Below are 1,046 nucleotides of genomic sequence, written 5' to 3'. Positions count from 1 at the left end.
GCCTAGGACGCGGTAAGGCAGAATCAAGCCGATGAGTACCTACCGTGAGCGAGTGCACCGGTCATCGGCGAGGGCGACGGTGCTGCGCACCATCGCCACCCGTGAGCGCCGCTCGCATCTGTCGGCGCCCAGGGTGCCCACCGTCGGTATCGACATCGGCGGCACGAAGGTGATGGCCGGGGTCGTGGACGCGGACGGCACCGTGCTGGAGCGGGTGCGCACCGAGACCCCGGACAAGTCCAAGAGCCCCAAGGTCGTCGAGGACACCATCGCCGAGCTGGTGCTGGACCTGTCCGACCGGCACGATGTGCACGCGGTGGGCATCGGCGCGGCCGGATGGGTGGACGCGGACCGCTCCAAGGTGCTGTTCGCCCCGCACCTGGCGTGGCGCAACGAGCCGCTGCGCGACGCGCTGACCGCGCGCCTGGCGGTCCCGGTCATGGTGGACAACGACGCCAACACCGCCGCCTGGGCGGAGTGGCGCTTCGGCGCCGGGCGCGGCCAGGACCAGCTGGTGATGATCACGCTGGGTACCGGTATCGGCGGCGCCATACTGGAGGGCGGCCGGGTCAAGCGGGGCCAGTACGGGGTGGCGGGGGAGTTCGGCCACATGCAGGTGGTGCCGGGCGGGCACCGCTGCCCGTGCGGCAACCGGGGCTGCTGGGAGCAGTACAGCTCGGGCAACGCGCTGGTGCGCGAGGCCCGCGAGCTGGCCGCCGCCGACTCCCCGGTGGCGCATCACACGCTGGAGCGGGTCAGCGGCCAGATCAGCGAGATCACCGGGCCGATGATCACCGAGCTGGCCCGGGACGGCGACGCGATGTGCGTGGAGCTGCTCCAGGACATCGGGCACTGGCTCGGGGTGGGCATCGCCAACCTCGCCGCCGCCCTCGACCCCTCCTGCTTCGTCATCGGGGGAGGCGTGAGCGAGGCGGACGATCTGCTGATCGGACCGGCGCGGGACGCGTTCCGCCGCCAGCTCACCGGGCGCGGCTACCGCCCGGAGGCCCGGATCGTCCGGGCCCAGCTGGGCACCGACGCCGGCA

The 1,046-nt window shown here is 72.8% G+C and carries 1 protein-coding gene; it reads left to right on the top strand.

Annotated features, from left to right (window positions below):
* Positions 1-31: 31 nt before the first annotated feature.
* Positions 32-1,046 (top strand): ROK family glucokinase (locus tag ACWF62_RS20710; protein ID WP_452631316.1); only part of this gene is annotated, 1,015 nt, incomplete at its 3' end.

This window comes from Rhodococcus sp. NPDC054953 (assembly GCF_053609225.1).
This window is presented reverse-complemented; position numbering and strand designations above follow the sequence as displayed.